This is a genomic window from Streptomyces dengpaensis, from assembly GCF_002946835.1.
GTDB lineage: Bacteria > Actinomycetota > Actinomycetes > Streptomycetales > Streptomycetaceae > Streptomyces > Streptomyces dengpaensis.
In genome coordinates this window covers 7287447-7305330 of sequence record NZ_CP026652.1, presented here as the reverse complement: position 1 = coordinate 7305330, position 17884 = coordinate 7287447, and the positions used below count along the sequence as shown (strand labels likewise).

The 17884-nt window shown below is 69.7% G+C and carries 25 protein-coding genes; 5 read left to right on the top strand and 20 right to left on the bottom strand.

What is annotated here, in order from left to right; all coding sequences use genetic code 11:
- Positions 1-81: 81 nt before the first annotated feature.
- From C4B68_RS33775 to C4B68_RS33715, 13 genes are all read right to left on the bottom strand, one after another.
- Positions 82-576: a hypothetical protein gene (locus C4B68_RS33775; protein WP_099500302.1), complete on the bottom strand. Its 495-nt coding sequence runs from the start codon at positions 574-576 to the stop codon at positions 82-84.
- Positions 576-935 carry a DUF6197 family protein gene (locus C4B68_RS33770; protein WP_099500301.1) on the bottom strand — a complete coding sequence of 120 codons (360 nt, stop codon included), beginning with the start codon at positions 933-935 and terminating at the stop codon, positions 576-578. The genes C4B68_RS33775 and C4B68_RS33770 overlap by 1 nt, the downstream gene beginning before the upstream one ends.
- Entirely contained in the window at positions 932-1681 is a 750-nt protein-coding gene (locus C4B68_RS33765; protein ID WP_099500300.1) for a DNA-methyltransferase, read from the bottom strand. The genes C4B68_RS33770 and C4B68_RS33765 overlap by 4 nt, the downstream gene beginning before the upstream one ends.
- On the bottom strand, positions 1678-1863 hold the full coding sequence (locus tag C4B68_RS33760) for a hypothetical protein (RefSeq protein ID WP_099500299.1): 186 nt from the start codon (positions 1861-1863) through the stop codon (positions 1678-1680). Before C4B68_RS33760 ends, C4B68_RS33765 begins: the two co-directional genes overlap by 4 nt.
- A complete protein-coding gene (locus C4B68_RS33755; RefSeq protein WP_099500298.1) occupies positions 1860-2147 on the bottom strand; it encodes a hypothetical protein in 288 nt (95 codons plus the stop codon). The genes C4B68_RS33760 and C4B68_RS33755 overlap by 4 nt, the downstream gene beginning before the upstream one ends.
- Positions 2144-2386 (bottom strand): phiSA1p31-related protein, encoded by a 243-nt coding sequence (locus C4B68_RS33750; RefSeq protein ID WP_099500297.1) that lies wholly within the window; start codon positions 2384-2386, stop codon positions 2144-2146. Before C4B68_RS33750 ends, C4B68_RS33755 begins: the two co-directional genes overlap by 4 nt.
- Positions 2386-2634: a hypothetical protein gene (locus tag C4B68_RS33745; protein WP_099500296.1), complete on the bottom strand. Its 249-nt coding sequence runs from the start codon at positions 2632-2634 to the stop codon at positions 2386-2388. Before C4B68_RS33745 ends, C4B68_RS33750 begins: the two co-directional genes overlap by 1 nt.
- The gene (locus C4B68_RS33740; protein WP_099500295.1) at positions 2631-2825 is read right to left on the bottom strand and encodes a hypothetical protein; all 195 of its coding nucleotides are present in this window, start codon (positions 2823-2825) and stop codon (positions 2631-2633) included. The genes C4B68_RS33745 and C4B68_RS33740 overlap by 4 nt, the downstream gene beginning before the upstream one ends.
- Positions 2822-3550, bottom strand: coding sequence for a hypothetical protein (locus C4B68_RS33735; protein ID WP_099500294.1), 729 nt, complete (start codon positions 3548-3550; stop codon positions 2822-2824). Before C4B68_RS33735 ends, C4B68_RS33740 begins: the two co-directional genes overlap by 4 nt.
- A complete protein-coding gene (locus C4B68_RS33730; RefSeq protein ID WP_099500293.1) occupies positions 3547-4125 on the bottom strand; it encodes a hypothetical protein in 579 nt (192 codons plus the stop codon). The genes C4B68_RS33735 and C4B68_RS33730 overlap by 4 nt, the downstream gene beginning before the upstream one ends.
- On the bottom strand, positions 4122-4391 hold the full coding sequence (locus C4B68_RS33725; RefSeq protein WP_099500292.1) for a hypothetical protein: 270 nt from the start codon (positions 4389-4391) through the stop codon (positions 4122-4124). Before C4B68_RS33725 ends, C4B68_RS33730 begins: the two co-directional genes overlap by 4 nt.
- Positions 4388-4885 (bottom strand): hypothetical protein, encoded by a 498-nt coding sequence (locus C4B68_RS33720; RefSeq protein WP_099500291.1) that lies wholly within the window; start codon positions 4883-4885, stop codon positions 4388-4390. Before C4B68_RS33720 ends, C4B68_RS33725 begins: the two co-directional genes overlap by 4 nt.
- A 107-nt stretch (positions 4886-4992) precedes the next feature.
- Positions 4993-5229, bottom strand: a complete 237-nt coding sequence (locus tag C4B68_RS33715) for a helix-turn-helix transcriptional regulator (RefSeq protein ID WP_099500290.1) — start codon at positions 5227-5229, stop codon at positions 4993-4995.
- A gap of 533 nt (positions 5230-5762) precedes the next feature.
- Between C4B68_RS33715 and C4B68_RS33710 the strand changes: the two genes are divergently transcribed.
- From C4B68_RS33710 to C4B68_RS33700, 3 genes are all read left to right on the top strand, one after another.
- Complete coding sequence (locus C4B68_RS33710) at positions 5763-6194, top strand: hypothetical protein (RefSeq protein ID WP_099500289.1); 432 nt, start codon at positions 5763-5765, stop codon at positions 6192-6194.
- A gap of 157 nt (positions 6195-6351) precedes the next feature.
- Positions 6352-6801 carry a hypothetical protein gene (locus C4B68_RS33705; RefSeq protein ID WP_099500288.1) on the top strand — a complete coding sequence of 150 codons (450 nt, stop codon included), beginning with the start codon at positions 6352-6354 and terminating at the stop codon, positions 6799-6801.
- A 24-nt stretch (positions 6802-6825) separates the two neighbouring features.
- Positions 6826-8124, top strand: a complete 1299-nt coding sequence (locus tag C4B68_RS33700) for a tyrosine-type recombinase/integrase (protein ID WP_099500287.1) — start codon at positions 6826-6828, stop codon at positions 8122-8124.
- A 97-nt stretch (positions 8125-8221) separates the two neighbouring features.
- On the opposite strand, the gene C4B68_RS33695 is transcribed toward C4B68_RS33700, so the two are convergent.
- Positions 8222-9574, bottom strand: coding sequence for a peptidase C39 family protein (locus C4B68_RS33695; RefSeq protein WP_099500286.1), 1353 nt, complete (start codon positions 9572-9574; stop codon positions 8222-8224).
- Positions 9575-10015: 441 nt separating this feature from the next.
- Between C4B68_RS33695 and C4B68_RS33690 the strand changes: the two genes are divergently transcribed.
- Positions 10016-10651 carry a uridine kinase family protein gene (locus C4B68_RS33690; RefSeq protein ID WP_099500285.1) on the top strand — a complete coding sequence of 212 codons (636 nt, stop codon included), beginning with the start codon at positions 10016-10018 and terminating at the stop codon, positions 10649-10651.
- 450 nt (positions 10652-11101) lie between these two features.
- Positions 11102-12967: an AAA family ATPase gene (locus C4B68_RS33685; protein ID WP_099500284.1), complete on the top strand. Its 1866-nt coding sequence runs from the start codon at positions 11102-11104 to the stop codon at positions 12965-12967.
- A gap of 53 nt (positions 12968-13020) precedes the next feature.
- Here C4B68_RS33685 and C4B68_RS33680 read toward each other — a convergent pair whose 3' ends face one another.
- From C4B68_RS33680 to ribH, 6 genes are all read right to left on the bottom strand, one after another.
- Entirely contained in the window at positions 13021-14112 is a 1092-nt protein-coding gene (locus C4B68_RS33680; protein WP_099500283.1) for a hemolysin family protein, read from the bottom strand.
- Positions 14109-15446 (bottom strand): hemolysin family protein, encoded by a 1338-nt coding sequence (locus tag C4B68_RS33675; protein WP_099500282.1) that lies wholly within the window; start codon positions 15444-15446, stop codon positions 14109-14111. The genes C4B68_RS33680 and C4B68_RS33675 overlap by 4 nt, the downstream gene beginning before the upstream one ends.
- Before the next feature lie 200 nt (positions 15447-15646).
- Complete coding sequence (locus tag C4B68_RS33670) at positions 15647-16129, bottom strand: PH domain-containing protein (RefSeq protein WP_099500281.1); 483 nt, start codon at positions 16127-16129, stop codon at positions 15647-15649.
- Positions 16130-16143: 14 nt separating this feature from the next.
- Positions 16144-17001 carry an ATP phosphoribosyltransferase gene (gene hisG / locus C4B68_RS33665; RefSeq protein WP_099500280.1) on the bottom strand — a complete coding sequence of 286 codons (858 nt, stop codon included), beginning with the start codon at positions 16999-17001 and terminating at the stop codon, positions 16144-16146.
- Between the two features lie 87 nt (positions 17002-17088).
- Positions 17089-17361, bottom strand: a complete 273-nt coding sequence (locus tag C4B68_RS33660; protein WP_028803646.1) for a phosphoribosyl-ATP diphosphatase — start codon at positions 17359-17361, stop codon at positions 17089-17091.
- Positions 17362-17395: 34 nt separating this feature from the next.
- On the bottom strand, positions 17396-17881 hold the full coding sequence (gene ribH, locus C4B68_RS33655) for a 6,7-dimethyl-8-ribityllumazine synthase (RefSeq protein WP_099500279.1): 486 nt from the start codon (positions 17879-17881) through the stop codon (positions 17396-17398).
- Positions 17882-17884 lie beyond the last annotated feature (3 nt).

Below are 17884 nucleotides of genomic sequence, written 5' to 3'. Positions count from 1 at the left end.
TGGACCCCCGCCCGCTGGACCCGGGTGGGGTTCTTGCTGTTCACCGGCCGCCCGCACCTCGTCGGCCGGGCGGCCGGGAGCTCAGGCGGCCGGCTCGGGCTCGTCGTCCTTCACGCCCCACGAGCCGGGCACGCGCCCGGGGTTGGTGGTGGCGAAGGGCGCCTGATGCAACGGCACCGGGGTGATGACCGGGATCGGCTGCGTGATGGCGACGGCGGACTCGGCGAGCTTCCGCACGTCGAGGCGCCGTTCGAGGTCGGCGACCTTGATCTCCAGGTCACGCACCCACCGGTCGCGGGCTTCGACGTCGGCGTCGGCGACGGCCCGTGCGCCCTGCTCGTCGGCGAGTCGCTGCTGCAGTTCCCGCTTGTCGTCCTCCAGGCCGGTGACATAGGCGGCCTGGATCATGAAGAAGTCGTCGGCCTCGGCCTTGAAGTGGTGCAGGCGGACGTTCTCGTCGCGGAGCTCGGCGAGCTGCTGCTCGTAGTCGGCCGTCAGTTCGGCGATGCGGTCGTCGGCGCGGTGCCGGGGCTTCTTGCGGTCCCGGCGGCCGGGGATGAGGTCGGTGAAGGTCATCACCAGGCCTCCTTACGAAGTTGGGCTGCGGTCTCCCGGAGGAGGGCGATGGCTTGGGTTTTGCCGTTGCCCTTGTAGTCGCACCAGGTGGCGAGTGACGGGGCGGTGATGCGGGCGGCGACCGCCTCCACCACGGCTCGGGTGAGCGGGTCGCGTCCGAGGTGGAGCGGGGTTCCGTGCACGGCGACGTTGATCGCGCCGTCCAGGTCCACCGCGCACTGGTTCAGCGGGGTTCCGCCCCTGTGCTGCCGGGTGCTGTACAGGTACTTCTTGCAGAAGCCCACTCGGATGATGTGGGCGAGGGCCTTGTCGAGGACGTCGGCTATCTCGGTGCTGGTGGGTGTGATGGTGGTGGTCACGACGCCTCCAAGGTCAGATGGGACAGGCGGCGGGCTGCGGTTTCGGCATACGGCTCGTTGGCTTCGATGCCGATCGCGCGCCGTCCGGACTGGCGGGCCGCGTCCAACGTGCTGCCGCTTCCGGCGAACGGATCCAGGACGGTGCCATCGGGCGGGCAGGCGTAGGCGATGAGGTGCTCCAGCAGCCCGGTGACGGGTTTCTCCGTCGGATGGATCGCGGCGCGCTGCATCGACTTCGCGTACAGCACCGAGCGGGCCAGACGCAGGCCGTCGTCGCTGTAGGTGGCGCCGCCGATCTCTCCGGTGTGCGGAGGCCGTGCGGCGCGCACGCTGACGGTGCGGCCCTTGCTGTCGTAGGTGGACGGAACCCGTGGAACGTTGCGGTGGATGCCGCGCCACTCGCCGCGGTACCAGTGGGTGGCAATCTCGTGGACGCGGCGGAACCGGTCGGTCGTGAACCCGGAGCCGTTGTGCTTCTCCCAGATGACGTCCTGCGACAGCTTCCAGTCGGCGAACTCGGGGCCGCGGTCGAGGAACATACGCATCGACCCGAAGCACCACATCGACGAGGCGACGGTGGCGGCGAGCGTGGGCCAGCCGTCGGGCCAGCGGTCCCACGCCAGGCTCGTCTCCGAGTACGGCGGATCTGCCAAGATCAAATCAGCCTTGACGCCCAGAGCCGGGAGCACCTCGCGCATATCTCCCAGGTAGAGCTGGACGTTCTCGTCCTCGTAGTACGGCTTCATCGGGCGTCTCCGATCGCGTCGAGGGCGATCCGCACGGTGTGCCGGTCGTCGGGGCCGGCGGGGCGGTGGGCTCCGGCGAGGTCGGCGGCGGTGTCGAAGTCGGCGATGGTGACCGCGTCCGAGTCGGTCATGCCGTGGTCGGCGAGGGTGCGGGCGGTGAGGTAGGCGTCGAGGGCGGTCACGACTCGTCCTCCTCGTCGAGGAACTCGTCGACGGCTTCCTCGCCGTCGGCGTAGGCGGAGCACTGGCCGCCGTCTTCGGCGCTGACGAAGTCGAGGTCGCAGCCGGTGCCGCAGTCGGGGCAGCCCCAGCCGTTGCAGCCGGGCGCCTCGCATCCGGAGTCGTAGGCGGGCTGGCCACACTCGGGGCAGCCACGCTCGTCCGGCTCGGTGTGCGGGCGGTTCGGGTCGAGGTACACGACCTCGGCGACGACGCCCGCGGTCAGTCGGATCGGATCGGTGCTCACGCCGCCTCCAGGACTTGCCGGTACATGGCGGCGGTGGTCGGCTGGGCCTGCGGTGCGAGCAGGCCGTGGATGCGGTACACGTCGGCCAGCGGCAGCGCTCCGGTGCCGTCGCGGTCGAGGCGCAGCATGAGCGGCTCGCCGGACTCGGTGTGCTCGCACGTCCACAGCCAGTGCGAGCCGTCCAGGGCGACCTGCACCCGGTCCAGGTCGATGACGGTGCCGTCGAGGAGACTGGTCATCACGCCACCTCGGGGAGTGCGGCGAGGCGTTCCTGGCGCTTGGCCCAGGCCCGGAGTTCAGCGACCGCCTCTTCGAGCTGGGCGAGCGTCTCGGCCGACGAGTCGGTGACGGAGATTTCGATCCCATCGCTGTCGCCGAGGGCCAGCCAGGCGGTGGGCTTGCCGGTGAACTCGCTGCGGCCGTACCTGGTGCGGATCGGGCCGTCATCGAGGAGGAAGGTCACTCCTCCGGTGAGCTTGGCGGTCACGCTCCACCTCCGGGGTGGAAGTCGGGGTAGTCGGCGTCGGTGGCCAGGTGGCCGGTGGGGTGGATCGCCAGGTCGGCGAACTCCAGCTCCATCGGCTCGGGCTGGTGCTCGTAGGCCTTGCGCAGTGCCAGCAGTTGCTCGGTGGCGGCCTCGCGCTGGCGGTCGACCAGGGCACGCATGTCGGTGGTCATCGGTCTGCCTCCGTCCCCGGCTCCAGTCCGAGCAGGGCGGGCGCGATGTCCTCGACGAACACGAATTTCTTGCCGTCCTCGTTGCGCCACGTCCGGGTCATCGCCGCGTCGTGCAGACGCTTCTGCAGGGCGTCACGCTCGGCCTCGGCCTTCGTTAGTCGGGCGAGGGCGTCGGGCAGGGCGTCGGCGCCGAACGTGGCACGCCACTGGGCGACCTCGGCCTGAGCCTTCTGCAGCTCCAGGAACATCTCCTGGACGTGGCGCTTGTTGCCCTTGGCGACAGCGGTCAGCGTGTCGACGCGGTCACAGAACTCGTCGCGCTCCTTGCGGACCGCGTCCAGTTCGGCGAGGAGGGTGGCCGCGGCAGCGCGTGCGTTGACCAGGTCGTTGATGTCCTGGCGGCGCTTGTCGTCCGTGGCGTCCTCGCCCGGGTCCCACGTGTCGAGGTCGATCCTGATGACCTCGTCGGTCGAGCGGTACGAGGAGGGGAACGAGTACATGGTGATCGTGCCGGTCTCATTGCGGCGGACGTGGGTCAGCGCCGTCTCGCGCCACACCTGCAGTTCGCCCTCGCAGTCCGACACGAAGAACTCGTCGCCCTCTGCGCGGGCGGCCAGCTCGCGGAGCCCGGTCTCACGCTCCGGCGACAGACGCGCCATGTCCGCCGACAGCGGGACACCCTGCGCGGCGATCGCGGCAGCCAGGGGGCGGTGGAAGGCGGTCATCGGAGCACCGCCGCAGGGGTGGCGTCGTACACCGGCGTGGCGTTGTGCTCCACCCACGGCCGCAGCGCGCCAGGGTGCTTGTGCCACACCAAGGGGCCGTGGCACTTGCGGTACGGGTCGTGATACCACTCGCGGCGGAAGGCCAGGCGGCGGCAGTCCGGGCACTGAATGCGGGGGCCGAACTCGAATCCGATCTCCGACTGGAACGCGTCACGCCGTTCGAACTCGTCGAGTCGGCGCACCTCGTCGGAACCGTTGATCGGCGACTCCTTGTCGAGGTCGAGCTCCCATGAGTCGTCGGCGAGGTTCTTCAGCGCGTTGTCCTCGCAGTCCGCGTCGACCCACTGGACGTAGGTGAGGGTCCGCTCGATGACCACCGGATACTTGCGCTCCTCGGCGCCCCAGAGGTGGGCCTCACGGGTGGCGCGGTCCAGCAGCGCTTCAACCCTCGCGTCCGGCTCAGCCGGCTCGGGGCGCGCCCATTTCTTGTCGAAGTACTCGTGGTCGCCGCGGTGGCCGAGGTCGAGCTGGCACTCCTCGTAGGAGCCCTGCGGGTAAGGCTCGTTGCACTTCATGCTGCACCCCCGCCCTGCGCTGCGCGGGTCTCGCGGTCGTCGAGCAGGGCCGTCCAGTACGTGTAGAACAGCTCGTCCAGTGCGTCCTTGCGCTCCGCCTCCGGCAGGTCAGCGAACGCGATCCGGCCGATCTCCTCGACCTCGAAACCGTCAGGCCGGGTCGCGTGCAGCAACTCCTCCGCCTCGTTCCACATCGTCCGGAACGGGGAGACACGCGGGACGCTGGACGTGATCTCGTCGAACGTGGTCAGCGGGTCGAAGTTCATCGCTGGCCGCCCGTCTCGCCGAAGCGGATCAGCTCGGACGGGAACGGACCGCCGTGCTTCATCGGGTCGATCTCGTTGGCGGCGTCACGAAGCCCACGAGGCGTGGTCTTCTCCCCTTCCGCCTCCAGCGAGGCGGCCGTCATGCGCAAGTCCTTGGCGGCTTCCTCAACTGCCCGGCCGCCGACGGCCTGCTGGTAGCGCAGGTGCACGTCCTCGGCGAGGCTCTTGGCCAGGAATCGGTGGACCTCGGCCGGGGTGACGGAGAAGCGCGACAGGTACTCGGAGTCGCCGATCACCTGACCGTCGATCTCCAGCTTCGCGAGGAGCCGGGACACCTCGTAGTGGGCGGCAAGCGCCTCAGTGCCCGGGTCCGTTGTGTCGTTCATGAAGGACTGGAGCGAGTCGGCCACGCGCTTTGCGGCGGCGGCGAGTTCGTCCCGCTCGATGCGGAGGCGCTCGATCTCGCGCTCCGGAGTAGTGGATGATGAAGGCACCGATCTGCCCTTCTGTTCATGGATGGTGTGGGTGGATCGCGCGGCGTGAGCCGCGGTGGCCCCGGCTGTCGGTGTGTGAAGGCCCGACGGTTGGGGCCGCGGCCGCTCTAGGCGGCGGCGCGGGCCGGCTCTTCCGGCTGGCGGTCGCCGCTGACCCAGGCGTCGAGCCAGGCGTCGAGATCGGCGATCTTGTACTTGTAGCGGCGGCGCCCGTGGGGCTTGCCCTGCGGGCCGTAGTTGTCTCGGCGCCACCTGTAGAGGGTGGTGACGCAGACGCCGAGGTGATCGGCGGCTTCAGCGCTCCAGAGCCATCCCTTCGGAGGGGCCATGGGCTTGTTCGGCATTGGTCTATTCCTCGCTCGTGTGGGTGGGGGGACGAGACGATCGATCCAGATTTGGAGACGATGGGGGCGCGAAAAGGGGGTTGATGGCGACCCCGAGGGCCTCCGCGAGGGCGGTGGCATCGAGGACGTCGGCCGTGCTCTGCCTTCCGGCCAGGAGCTTGTCGATCACCCCGACACTGACGCCTGAGGCTTCGGCCAGCGTGCGAACTGAGAATGACTCGCAGCGGCCGGGATTCAACATGCAGTGCCTGAAGAACGGGATGCTGCGAAGGGTCCAGCGTCGGCTCACGGTTCCCCCGAGTGGTGCGGAGCTGTTTGCCTGACATAGCTAACCACAGTCGAGACGAATCGTCTACAGATCCGAGACGGCTGGACCTCGACTATCGGCAAACCTTGTGGCTAGATAGCATCGATCCGTAGACGGGTCGTCTCGGATCCCAGATGGTTGTAGGGATTGAGCTGGTATTTTCCCGACCGCAGTTGGACACCTATAGAGACAGTCGGTACTTACAGTGACCCGAGAGGAAGAGGACATGACGGCACCGGCCACCGACCCGGCAACGGGTACGGACGAGCCGAGCTCCCGCGGTGCGCTCTCGCAGCTCATCCAGGACGCGAACGACCGAGGCCTCTCCTATCAGAAGATGTCCGAACTGGCTGTGCACACCGAGAGCGGCACGAAGCTCTCCAAGCCGTACCTGCAACGCCTGGTCGCCAACCCGCCGGCGAGCGCACCGAGCCCGTTGCAGCTGAAGGCGCTTGCCAATGCCCTTCGTGTGAGTGAGCGCCGCGTCAAGGCCGCCGCGGCGGAGCAGTGGCTGGAATACACGGCGACTGAACTGGCCGGCTATGGCGACGAAGTCCGCATCATCGTGGGCCACTTGGCTGGCATGTCGGAGCCTGAGCTGCGGCGTTGGCGGGCAATGATCGAGGCCGACGAGCGGGCGCGCCGCGAGAATGACTAGCAGGGCACCGACTAGCGGCGGGTCAAGTGACCGAAAAAGTCCCCAAGTAGACATTCGCTTCAACTGATTGTCGATGCCCGCTCACGCGGCGTACTCTTCCACACCCGTGCGCGTCCGGCGCATCGCGCCCACGCGTACCGTGACACCGGGAGGGTGCATGCTGCGCGTCGTCTACGAAGCAACCAGAAGCCTCGGCCCAGGCCGGGTCGCCGAAGTCCGCGAGTCCCGCGGACTCATCCGCGTCAGGGTTGACCAGGACGCCCCGGCAGAGCAGTTCACCGAGGCTCTCACCGCCGCGCTCAAGGTGTTTCTCGCCAACTGCGGCTGGTTCCAGATCTGGCGGGGCCGGATCATCAGCGCCGACTCTCCGGAGAGTCCGCTCACCGTTGAGTACGAAGTCGACGACAAGATCGACCGCCTGAGGTGCATAGAGGTCCGCGAATCGTGCGGACTCGTCAAGGTGCACGTCTCAAGCAGCGCCACAACGAAAGAGTTCGTTCGCGCCTTGAACCCCGCAACCGAGCGCTTCCTCGCGGGAGGACAGTGGTTCCAGTTGTGGCATGGGGAGATCATCACCATGGACTCGCCCGACAGCCGCGCCGCCTGACGCAGACACAGGAGGGGGTAGCGCATGCCTGGCTATGTCGAAGACCGGTGGATGACGAAGAAGCCGGACCCCGCCACCGGCGAGAAGCGCAGAACCAGCCGATGGGGACAGGGCAAGCGGTACCGGGTCGCTGGCATCCCCGGCGTGAAGGACCGCTCCTTCGAGAAGTTGCACGGCCCAGAGGGCGCCAACGCCTGGCTGGCGAAGGCTCAGCACGAGTCGACGGCGGGCGAGTTCATCGATCCCCGCCGCGGCCACATGCTGCTGAAGGACTATGTCGAGCAGGAGTGGTGGCCGCGCCGCGACTACGACAACCCCACCACCGAGGCCACGGTGAAGGGGCGGGTGTGGACCCACATCGTCCCGCACCTCGGGGACTACCAGCTCAACTCGATCAAGACGAAGCAGCTCGGCGAGTGGCTGAAGATCCTCAAGGCGACCGTCGGCCCCAGCACGGCCAATGAATCCTGGCGCTACCTGTCCGCGATCTTCCAGGCCGCTATTGATGACGAACGCCTGACCCGCAACCCGTGCCGTAGGCAGACCACTTTGCGCGTGCCGACACGACCGCCGGCCAAAGCCCGCGCCTGGCCCAAGGATCGCGTGCTCGCCGTTCAGGCCGCCATGGATGAGCGCTTCCAGTTGTGTGTCGACCTCGGGGTAGGCGCGGGCCTGCGCTCTGGTGAGGTGTTCGGTCTGTCGGTGGACGACATCGACTTCGAGGGCGGGCGCATCCTGGTGCGCAGGCAGGTGAAGAAGGTGGGGGCGAAGCTCGCGTTCGCCCTGCCGAAGGGCGAGAAGACCCGCGACGTGCCGGTGCCCGACTACCTGCTCAAGCGCATCGCTGACTCGCTGGAGCGGCGGCCTGCACGCCGGGTGACCCTCCCGTGGAAGGATCCGCGTCCGCCCAAGACGGAGCGAGAGAAGGACGAACGGGCTCCGCAGGCGCACTCGCTCATCCTTACCGCGGCCCGGGGCGGAGCGATCCGCAGGGACAGCTTCGACACGCGGATATGGAAGCCGGCGCTCGCTGCGGCGGGTGTCATTTCGCCGCCGGTGAAGACTCAGCAGCCCGTCCGGCATCGGCCGGGCAAGTTCCGCACCGTGCTGACCTATCAGGAGAGCCGCGAGGACGGCTTCCATTCGTTGCGTCACACGTTCGCGAGCGTGCAACTGGACGCGCGGGAACCGATCGTGGCAGTCTCGAAGTGGCTGGGCCACGCGGATCCGTCGATCACACTCCGGATCTACGCGCACATGATGCCCGAGGCGGATGGCCGGGGCCGCTCAGCGATGCAGAGCTGGTTCGAGGGATCTTCCTAGCGGATCTCCCCAGATTCTCCCCAGCTAAAATGGATCAAGAAAAATCAGGGCCCTCCCGCACCTCTGGAGGGCCCTTCGCCTACCTCTCAGCTACCTCTCAGCGCACCCCGACTTTAGCCAGTGCACGCCCCTGAGCTGGGGAAAGCTGCGCCGGGAAGTAGAGGTAGCAGACGCCACCCGTACCGGAGACGACCTGCCCGGAAGCGTTGTACCGCTTCGTGCGGAGCCAGATGTTCTCCCACTCGCGCCTCTTGTAGACGCGGCGGACCACTTCGTCGCTGGGCGACGCCGGGTCGTTGGCGATCACATCGCCGTCCGCGGTGAACCCTATGACGGTCATGAGGTGGCCCGAGGTGCCGTAACCCGCCCCCGTCAGCTCGGTCTTGAGGAACGACTGGGACGTTATGGCCGGGATTCCGGCGGCGATCAGCGTCTCCAGGTCGATGAGCGAGCCGAGGCGGGTCACCACGCCCTGGAGGTCCTTGTACGTCGCCGCGTAGGCGGCGTTGAACGGCCAGTTGCCGCAGCCCGCGTACTGGTAGTCGAACGTGAAGCGGGCCGCATGGCACACCTGGGGGTCGGCGTAGTCCGGGTTGACCCAGGCCAGCTGCTCCGCCGTCGGCTTGCGGCCCCAGTACTCGATGATCATCTGCGAGGAGGTGGGGCTGCACCAGGCCTCGCCGCCGTTGTCGTACTCGGGGTACTGACCCGCGTGGATCTCCTGGGAGTAGCGCGGGACGCGCAGTTCCTGGGCGAGGCCCGGCGTGGAGGGCGGGACGGTGAAACGGTCGGGAATGTCGGAGCCCATGGCGCCGAGCCGCCACACCGTGGGCGTGATCCTGGTGCCCGGGGTGCGGTACAAGGTCAGCCGCAGCCGGTACGAGACGAGGCGCAGTCCCGAGGCGGTGTCGTCGATGGAGAAGGTGTCCGTCCAGATGCTGCTCTTGCCGTCGCTCTGGTCGTCCACGGAGGTCCGCCTGATGTCCTGGTCGCCGGCCGCCCAGCGGCCCATCACGTACCAGGGGGTGTCCGTGCCGTCGGAGTACGTGCCCGTCAGCTCGACCTGGAGCCAGGTGCCCGCCGGGGTGTGCGCGTTCCAGGAGGCGATCGCCTCGGTGGACGGGACGGCGAGCCGGTGGACCGGGGAGGTCCAGGTCGCGTACTCCCAGGTGGCGGTCTTGCCGGTGTGCGGGTCCGTGTAGTCGGCTGTGCCGGCCGGGGAGGCGATCACCAGGCCGGGGCGGGCGCCCGGCACGGCCCGCGTGCCCTTCGCGCTGCCGCCGCGCCAGTCGCTGTACGAGGTCCAGGCGCGGTTGTCCACGAGACGCCCCGGCGCTTGCGGAGCGCGGGGCGGGGCGGCGGCCGCCGACGGGGCCGCGGCTCCCACGGATGCCGCGGCGACGGCGGCGGCCAGGACGGTTCTGCGGGACGGCTGTTCGGCTCTGCTCATGGGTGGAAGACCCCCAGGTGTCCGTAACGGGCGGGCCCAATGCACGGTGGTGCGCCAACTATGGACGCCGGAAGGCGACTTCTGCCAGCACTTCGGCTCGTGCCGCGTCCACCAATATTGGTCGCGACCACTGGCATGACCAGCGACGCCTCGGCCGTGGCGAGTGCCGGGGCCAAGGGCGGGCCGCCGGACCGAGGCCGAGCTGCCGGACCGAGGGCTGACTGCCGGGCCAAGGGCCGGCCGCCGGACGAGGTCCATCGCCGCGGCCTCGTAGGGCCGTCCGTGGCCGACCGGACCCCGTCGGCGGACCGCGGGCACGACAAGCCGGCCGCCGCGGCGCGCCGTGGCGAACCACCACGCCGCGGCGACGAACAGCACCATGACCGAGACGCCGGTCCAGCCGGCGGTGAACACCACCCCGATAGAATGTTCCCCAGGAATATGCCGACACCTCACCGCACCCCGGGACGCCCCATTCACGACCTCGCCGCGCAGCTGCGCCGACTGCCGCCGTCCTGCGGACCCGTCCGCCTGATCGGCGTCGACGGGCACGCGGGCTCCGGAAAGACCACGTTCGCCGGGCAGTTGGCGGCGGCACTCGACGGCGCGCCCGTGCTGCACCTCGACGACATCGCGACGCACGAAGAGCTCTTCGCGTGGACGGAGCGGCTGCTGAGCGAGGCGGTCGAGCCGTTGCGGCGCGGCGAGACGGCGCGCTACGCCCCCTACGACTGGGTCACCCGGCACTTCGGACCGGCCCGAGAACTGCCGCCCGCGCCCGTGATCCTGCTGGAGGGCGTCGGTGCGGGCCGCCGCGCGCTGCGCCCGTTCCTCGCGCGACTGCTGTGGATGGAGTTGCCGCACGACGAGGCCTGGGCGCGCGGGCAGCGGCGGGACGGAGAGGCGCAGAGCGAGTTCTGGGCCGGATGGGTCCGCGCGGAACGCCAACACTTCGCCAAGGACCCCTCAAGACCGTTCGCCGATCTTCTGGTGCGGCAGTGCCCTGAGGGGTACGAGGTGCTGCCGGGGCCCGTTGCGACGCCAGAATTGGACCACATCATCACTCACGGTGACTGACCATCGGCAGTGTGCTGAACTTGTGAAGACCCTTGCGGGAGAAGTTCTCTCAGTGCTTCAACTCGGCTTGACCGGGGGACCGTACAGGTCTTACGTTCTCAATGTGTGGCCCTTCGAAGCCGCCCGCAGTCGCGAAGCCCCCGGTTGTTCCCCCGTGATCGGGGGCTTCGTTTTGCCCACACCTCTCATTCCGGACGCTGCGCGCCGCTACTCGTTCACCCTCGGTCACCACCCGGAGTGCGCCCCATCTGCTCCCACCTCGCGGAACGGGGTGTGCGGCACCCTTCGGCCCCGTAAGCGGCGCAGGTACGATGCCTCTCGGTGCGACCTTCGGACGGCTGCTCTGCGCACCGATGCAACTCCCGTCCGCGGCACAGCAGTTCGACGAAGCTGCCGACGGGCACCGGCCCGTTCGGAGAACCATCGGGGGCACGGTTTGTGGGGGACGTGATGGACTTCGGCACGCAGGGCCCCGAGGCCCCGGCCGACCTCGCCTGGTTGCGAGGTGTGGATGCCTACACGATGGGCGCCTATCCGCAGGCAGAGGAGGAGTTCCGCGCCGCGGTCCGCATGGACCCGGGCATGGCGGACGGCTGGCTCGGACTGCACGCGCTGCGTGTGGACACGACCACCGCGCTGCTGCGGATGTTCCGGCACCGGGACCGCTTCGGGGAGCAGCGCGCCCGCCACCGGCGTACCCTCAACTCCTGGTACTGGCTGGGCTGGTGGGTGCAGCCGGTGATGGAGAGCCCGCGCGATCTGCTGCTCGCGCACGCCTCGCACTGGCTCGACGGACGCCATGTCCCGGAGCTGGACCGGGCGCTCGCGGGCCTGCCGCCCGTCGACGCGGACCCCCAGGTGCGGTTCCTGCACGCGTGCCGCGGCTATCTGGTCAAGGACTGGGAGCAGCTGGTCCGGCACACCGACCCGCTGATCGACGATCCCATGCTGGGGATAGAGGCCGGCCTGTTCGGCGGCATGGCGCGCGTCCGCCTGGAGATGTACGGGCAGGCGGAGCCGCTGCTGTCGTCCGCGCTGATGCGCTGTCGCAGCGAGCAGCCGCAGCGCAAGGAGCTGCGGTACTGGCTGGCGCGGGCGCATGAGGGCACCGGGCGGTCCGCCGCGGCGCTGCCCCTGTACCGGGCGGTGCACCGGGTCGACCCCTCCTTCATGGACACCTCGGCGCGGCTCGCGGCCATCTCCGAGGGCGACGGGTACGACGATGCCGCCGCCGACCTCGCGGCGATCATGCTCGCCGGCGTCGGGCAGGACGTGATGGAGACCCCGGACGGCGTGGATCCGCTGTTCGGCGCCGAGGGGCGGGACCTGAAGCTCTCCGAGCCCGACGCCGCGGCGCCGGGGGCGCTGCCTCCCGAGACCGACGCGGTGCGCGAGAAGGCCGTGGTGCCGGTGCAGCCGCTGCCTGCGGGGCCCACCGACCCCGCGTTACTCGAGGAGGCGCTCGCCGAGCTGGAGCGCATGGTGGGCCTGGAGCCCGTGAAGCGCCAAGTCAAGGCGCTGTCGGCCCAGTTGAACATGGCGCGGCTGCGCGCCGGGCAGGGCCTCCCGGTCCAGCCGCCGAAGCGGCACTTCGTCTTCTCCGGCCCCTCCGGCACCGGCAAGACCACCGTGGCCCGCATCCTCGGCCGGGTCTTCTACGCGCTCGGGCTGCTCGGCGGCGACCATCTGGTGGAGGCACAGCGGGCCGACCTGGTCGGCGAATATCTCGGCCAGACAGCGGTCAAGGCCAACGAGCTGATCGACTCGGCGATCGGCGGCGTCCTCTTCGTGGACGAGGCGTATTCGCTCTCCAACTCCGGGTACGGCAAGGGCGACGCCTACGGCGACGAGGCCCTGCAGGTCCTCCTGAAGCGGGCCGAGGACAACCGCGACCACCTGGTCGTCATCCTCGCGGGCTACCCGGAGGGCATGGACCGGCTCCTGGCCGCCAACCCCGGCCTCTCCTCCCGTTTCACCACCCGCGTGGACTTCCCCTCCTACCGCCCCCTCGAACTCACCTCCATCGGCGAGGTGCTGGCCGCGGAGAACGGTGACGTGTGGGACGAGGAGGCCCTCGACGAGCTGCGCTCCATCGCGGGGCATGTCGTCGACCAGGGGTGGATCGACGAGCTGGGGAACGGCCGCTTCCTGCGCACGCTCTACGAGAAGAGCTGCGCGTATCGCGACCTGCGGCTCTCGGTGTACCCGGGCACCCTGTCGCGCGACGACTTGTCCACGCTGCGGCTGCCGGATCTGATGCAGGCGTACGGGGAGGTTCTGTCGGGGCGGGGGCCGCAGGATCCGTCGGCGATGTGACCGCGTGGTCCTCGAACGCCGGAGGGGCTGAGTCCCAGCCCCTCCGGCGTTCGTCAGCTGGCCAGCGCCTCCGCCGGGGTCTCGCTGACGAGCGGTTCGGAGACCAGTACCGTCGCCGGAGCCTCCCGGTGGGCCGGGTCGCGTACCTCGCCGACCAGCAGCTCCAGTACGTCCTCCAGGGCCACGAGGCCCAGGACCTTGCCAGAGGCGTCGGCCACCTGGGCGAGGTGCGTCGCGGCGCGGCGCATCACCGTGAGGGCGTCGTCCAGGGGGACCTCGGAGCGCAGGGTCGCCATCGGGTGCCAGATCTGCTGCGGGACCGCGCGGTCGGAGTTCTCGAGGTCGAGAACGTCCTTGACGTGCAGGTAGCAGCCCATGAAGGCACCGTTCTCGGCGACCACCGGGAAACGGGAGTACCCGGTGCGCGCGGTGAGCGCGACGATCTGGCCCGGGGTGACCGAAGGGCTCACGGTCACCAGGGAGTCGCCGTCCAGGAGGACATCGGTGACCGGGCGGGAACCCAGCTCCAGGGCGTCCTCGAGGCGCTCCTGCTCCTCGGGTTCGAGGAGGCCCGCCTGGCCGGCGTCCTCGACGAGGCGGTTGAGCTGCTCGCTGGTGAAGACCGCCTCGACCTCGTCCTTGGGCTCCACGCGGAACAGCTTCAGGATCAGGCGCGCGCACGCGCCCAGGGCGACCGTGACCGGCCGGCACAGCCGCGCGAAGGCGACCAGACCGGGGCTGAGCCACAGCGCCGTCTTCTCGGGCGCGGCCATGGCCAGGTTCTTCGGCACCATCTCGCCGATGACGAGGTGGAGGAAGACGACCAGGGCGAGCGCGAAGACGTATCCGAGCGGGTGGATCACCCCGTCCGGCAGATGGACCGCCTCGAAGACCGGCTCCAGCAGGTGGGCGACGGTCGGCTCGGCGACCGCGCCGAGCGTCAGCGAGCAGACGGTGATGCCGAACTGGGCCGCGGCCATCATCTGCGGCAGCCGCTCCAGGCCGTACAGGACCTGCCGGGCCCGCGTGGTCCCCAGCGGTTCGATCTGGCTGCGCCGTACGGAGACGAGCGCGAACTCGGCACCGACGAAGAAGCCGTTGGCGAGCACCAGCAGCGCGGCGAACAGGAGTTGGAGCACGCTCATCGCACGGCCTCCGCGAGGGGCTCCGCGATGGGCGCGGTCCGCACCAGGCGGACGCGTTCGGCGCGGTAGTGCCCGACCTGGCGCACCGACAGGCGCCAGCCCGGGAGCTCGGCCTTGTCGCCGGGGGCGGGGATCCGGCCGAGCAGATCGGCGACGAGGCCCGCGACGGTCTCGTACGGGCCCTCGGGCACGTCGAGGCCTATGCGCTGCAGGACGTCGACCCGGCAGCTGCCGTCGGCGTCCCACGCGAGTCGGCCGTCCTCGGGCGGCGCCACCGCGAGTTCGGGCAGGTCATGGCTGTCGTGCTCGTCGCGGACCTCGCCGACGAGCTCCTCGACGATGTCCTCGAGGGTGACGACGCCGGCCGTGCCGCCGTACTCGTCGACGACGACGGCGATCGGCTGCTCGCTGCGCAGCTGTTCCAGCAGGGGCTGCACAGGCAGGGTCTCCGGGACGAGCAGCGGGGCCTGGGCGATCCGGACGACGGGGGTGCGCAGCCGGTCGTGCGAGGGGATCGCCAGGGCGTCCTTGAGGTGCACCATGCCGACGATTTCGTCGATCCGCTCCCGGTAGACGGGGAAGCGGGACAGGCCGGTGGCGCGGGTCAGATTGACGACGTCCTCCGCCGTGGCGGACGACTGGAGTGCGCTGACCCTCACGCGCGGGGTCATGACGTGCTGCGCGGTCAGGCCGGCGAGCGAGATGGTCCGTACGAAGAGATCCGCGGTGTCCTGCTCCAGGGCGCCGGCCCGCGCCGAGTGCCGGACGAGGGAGACGAGTTCGCCGGGGGTGCGGGCGGAGGCCAGCTCTTCGGCCGGCTCGACGCCCAGGGCGCGGACGAGCCGGTTGGCGACCGCGTTGAGCGTGGCGATCACCGGCCGGAACAGCCGCGAGAAGACGTGCTGCGGGCCCGCGACGAAACGGGCGACCTGCAGGGGCTTGGACACCGCCCAGTTCTTGGGCACGAGTTCACCGATGACCATCTGCACGGCCGAGGCGAGCAGCATGCCGACGACCACGGCGACGCCGGGTACGGCGCCCTCGGGGACACCGATCGCGGTGAACGGGCCGTCCAGCAGCTCCGCCAGTGCCGGTTCGGCGAGCATGCCGACGACGAGCGAGGTGATGGTGATGCCGAGCTGGGTGCCGGAGAGCTGGAAGGACAGCTCCTTGAGCGAGTCCACGACGGTGGCGGCCCGGCGGTCGCCGTCGGCCGCGGCCTTCTCGGCGTCGGGGCGCTCGACCGTGACGAGGCCGAATTCCGCCGCGACGAAGAAACCGTTGGCGAGAATCAGCAGAAACGCCGCTCCAAGGAGCAGCAGGGGGATGGTCATGCCGCCGCCTCGAGCCATCGGGAGGGGGCGGCGCAGGTACTACAGGACGATCCGTCCATCGCTGGAGGGAGTCACTCCTCGGGTAGCAGGGGGCCTCTGACCCACCGGGTGGCAGACCAGAGGCGGAGGCGCCATGAAAACGCCTCCGCCAACAGATTAATCAAGACATGGGCCCCTACGTCAGGGTGGAGGGCCGAGAGTCAGGCCTCATGTCGCTCGGGGTCACCGAGGGAGTGGGCCTCGGCGAGGGCGCGCAGGGCGCGGGTGTCGTCGATCGCACGCTGCCTGGCGATGCCCGGCTGGATGCCGAGCGCGGGCAGGCTGGTGCCGTCGCTGAGGTTGAGGAACACCCAGGAGTCGCCGGGGCGCAGGCTGACCTGGAGGATCTCCGCCCAGTCCAGATGCCGTCTGCCGACGATGTTGACGACGGTGACACCGCTCTCGTCGGCGACGATCTTGGGCCGGGAGAGCAGCACGAGCACCCCGGAGAGCAGCGCCCCGGTGAAGACGAAGCTGAGGCGCTCCGCTGGGCTGAGATGCTCCAGAAGCAGCGCGACCGCCGTGATGACCACGAAGAGCGCCGCACCGGCGGTGAGCAGCACGGCCCGGGTGCGGGACGGCCGGAATGTGACGGGGAGGGCGGGCAGCTCGGGCGAGTCCGGCGTGGGTCGGGAATCGGACATGGCTCGCGGTCCCTTCAGAGCCGGCAGGCGTGGATGGCCGTCGTCAGGATGGCCCGCGCGCCGATGTCGTACAGGTCGTCCATGATCCGCTGGGCTTCCTTGGCGGGGACCATCGCTCGGACGGCGACCCAGCCCTCGTTGTGCAGCGGGGAGACGGTCGGGGACTCCAGGCCCGGGGTGAGCGCGACCGCCTTCTCAAGCTGCTCGACCCGGCAGTCGTAGTCCATCATCACGTACGTCCGCGCCACCAGGACGCCCTGGAGGCGGCGCAGGAACTGCTGGACCTTGGGCTCGGCGTCCTCGGAGGTGTCGGCTCCGACGCGGCGGATGACGACGGCCTCGGACGACATGATCGGGTCGCCGAAGACTTCGAGGCCCGCGTTGCGCAGCGAGGTGCCGGTCTCGACGACGTCCGCGATGACCTCGGCGACGCCCAGCTCGATGGCGGTCTCGACGGCGCCGTCGAGGTGGACGACGGAGGCGTCGACGCCGTGGTCGGCGAGGTGCTTGGCGACGATGCCCTCGTACGAGGTGGCGACCGTCATGCCGGAGAGGTCCGCGACGCCGCCCGCCGTGCCCGCCTTGCCGGCGAAGCGGAAGGTCGAGCGGGCGAAGCCGAGCGGGAGGATCTCCTCCGCGCCGGCGCCCGAGTCGATGAGCAGGTCGCGGCCGGTGATGCCGATGTCGAGGCGGCCGGAGGAGACGTAGATCGCGATGTCGCGGGGGCGGAGGTAGAAGAACTCGACCTCGTTCTCCGGGTCGACGATCCTGAGCTCCTTGGACTCCCGGCGCTGCTGGTAGCCGGCCTCATGCAGCATTTCCGCCGCAGGGCCTGACAGGGAACCCTTGTTGGGGACGGCGATGCGCAGCATGAGGTCGGCTTCCTTTGCGTGGGGAATGTTCAGGGGTGGGTTGGAAAACTGGACGTGCTCTCTAGGGGGCGCTGGTGAAACCGGCCCCTACAGATGCGCGTACACGTCGTCGAGGGAGATCCCGCGCGCGACCATCATCACCTGAACGTGGTACAGCAGCTGCGAGATCTCCTCGGCGGCGGCGTCCTTGCCCTCGTACTCGGCGGCCATCCAGACCTCGGCGGCCTCTTCGACGACCTTCTTGCCGATGGCATGGACGCCCTTGCCGACCAGCTCGGCTGTGCGCGAAGTGGCGGGATCGCCGTTGGCGGCCTTGTGCTGGAGCTCGGTGAAGAGCTCCTCGAACGTCTTCTTGGACATGGTGGCGCCCACTCTACGCGGTGTGCCGGTCGACCTAACGCCACGGTTCGGATACTGAGCGGAGCGTCGCCGCCGTCGCCACCGCCGCCGTCACCGCCTCGTGCCCCTTGTCCTCGTTGGAGCCGGGCAGGCCCGCCCTGTCCAGGGCCTGCTCCTCGGTGTCGCAGGTCAGCACACCGAAGCCGACGGGCACGCCGGTGTCGATGGAGACCTGGGTGAGGCCCTGGGTGACGCCCTGGCACACGTAGTCGAAGTGGGGGGTCCCGCCGCGGATGACGACGCCGAGCGCCACGATCGCGTCGTAGCCGCGGCCCGCCAGGACCTTGGCGACGACCGGCAGCTCGAAGCTGCCGGGGACCCGCAGGAGGGTCGGCTCGTCGATCCCCAGCTCGTGCAGGGCGCGCAGCGCGCCGTCGACGAGTCCGTCCATCACCTTTTCGTGCCACTGTGCCGCGATGACCGCGACGCGCAGGTCGCCGCAGTTGCGTACGGACAGTTCAGGTGCACCCTTGCCGCTCACGTC

Coding starts and splice junctions, on each gene's coding strand:
- C4B68_RS33775 (WP_099500302.1), bottom strand. CDS start 576: ATGACCTTCACCGACCTCATCCCCGGCCGCCGGGACCGCAAGAAGCCC.
- C4B68_RS33765 (WP_099500300.1), bottom strand. CDS start 1,681: ATGAAGCCGTACTACGAGGACGAGAACGTCCAGCTCTACCTGGGAGAT.
- C4B68_RS33750 (WP_099500297.1), bottom strand. CDS start 2,386: ATGACCAGTCTCCTCGACGGCACCGTCATCGACCTGGACCGGGTGCAG.
- C4B68_RS33740 (WP_099500295.1), bottom strand. CDS start 2,825: ATGACCACCGACATGCGTGCCCTGGTCGACCGCCAGCGCGAGGCCGCC.
- C4B68_RS33735 (WP_099500294.1), bottom strand. CDS start 3,550: ATGACCGCCTTCCACCGCCCCCTGGCTGCCGCGATCGCCGCGCAGGGT.
- C4B68_RS33730 (WP_099500293.1), bottom strand. CDS start 4,125: ATGAAGTGCAACGAGCCTTACCCGCAGGGCTCCTACGAGGAGTGCCAG.
- C4B68_RS33725 (WP_099500292.1), bottom strand. CDS start 4,391: ATGAACTTCGACCCGCTGACCACGTTCGACGAGATCACGTCCAGCGTC.
- C4B68_RS33715 (WP_099500290.1), bottom strand. CDS start 5,229: ATGCCGAACAAGCCCATGGCCCCTCCGAAGGGATGGCTCTGGAGCGCT.
- C4B68_RS33710 (WP_099500289.1), top strand. CDS start 5,763: ATGACGGCACCGGCCACCGACCCGGCAACGGGTACGGACGAGCCGAGC.
- C4B68_RS33705 (WP_099500288.1), top strand. CDS start 6,352: ATGCTGCGCGTCGTCTACGAAGCAACCAGAAGCCTCGGCCCAGGCCGG.
- C4B68_RS33700 (WP_099500287.1), top strand. CDS start 6,826: ATGCCTGGCTATGTCGAAGACCGGTGGATGACGAAGAAGCCGGACCCC.
- C4B68_RS33695 (WP_099500286.1), bottom strand. CDS start 9,574: ATGAGCAGAGCCGAACAGCCGTCCCGCAGAACCGTCCTGGCCGCCGCC.
- C4B68_RS33690 (WP_099500285.1), top strand. CDS start 10,016: ATGCCGACACCTCACCGCACCCCGGGACGCCCCATTCACGACCTCGCC.
- C4B68_RS33685 (WP_099500284.1), top strand. CDS start 11,102: ATGGACTTCGGCACGCAGGGCCCCGAGGCCCCGGCCGACCTCGCCTGG.
- C4B68_RS33680 (WP_099500283.1), bottom strand. CDS start 14,112: ATGAGCGTGCTCCAACTCCTGTTCGCCGCGCTGCTGGTGCTCGCCAAC.
- C4B68_RS33675 (WP_099500282.1), bottom strand. CDS start 15,446: ATGACCATCCCCCTGCTGCTCCTTGGAGCGGCGTTTCTGCTGATTCTC.
- C4B68_RS33670 (WP_099500281.1), bottom strand. CDS start 16,129: ATGTCCGATTCCCGACCCACGCCGGACTCGCCCGAGCTGCCCGCCCTC.
- hisG (WP_099500280.1), bottom strand. CDS start 17,001: ATGCTGCGCATCGCCGTCCCCAACAAGGGTTCCCTGTCAGGCCCTGCG.
- C4B68_RS33660 (WP_028803646.1), bottom strand. CDS start 17,361: ATGTCCAAGAAGACGTTCGAGGAGCTCTTCACCGAGCTCCAGCACAAG.